This is a genomic window from Peribacillus sp. SIMBA_075, assembly GCF_046534585.1.
Genome location: NZ_JAWRYN010000210.1, coordinates 1 through 364, shown reverse-complemented (window position 1 = coordinate 364; position 364 = coordinate 1). Strand labels below are relative to the sequence as shown.

1 protein-coding gene is annotated in these 364 nt (G+C 34.3%); it reads right to left on the bottom strand.

The window, feature by feature from the left end; translation table 11 throughout:
• A partial coding sequence (locus SB775_RS27890) for a HAMP domain-containing protein (protein ID WP_410864392.1) occupies positions 1-364 on the bottom strand: 364 nt, incomplete at both ends.

Below are 364 nucleotides of genomic sequence, written 5' to 3'. Positions count from 1 at the left end.
CAAGTAACCCATTATAGAAGTCAGTGGTGTACGTAAATCGTGTGATACATTCGTAATAAGCTCATTCTTTTGCTTCTCTAATTTACGTTCCTTTTCTATATTATTCATAAGCTCTTCCGCCATATTATTAATATTCTCAGTTAAAGACGCAATCTCATCTTCACCTTTTTTCTCAATACGGTACGCTAAGTTTCCTTTTTCTATTTCCTTTACACCTTGTGCCATCGCTTCAATTTGCTTCATCTTTCTCTTTGTTATATAGAAGAAAGAGAAAATAAATACAAGTACACCTATGAAAAACGGAAACGGTCCTTCTTGCGTATCATATATTACTTCACCTTCTGGAATCCCACTAACAAACATG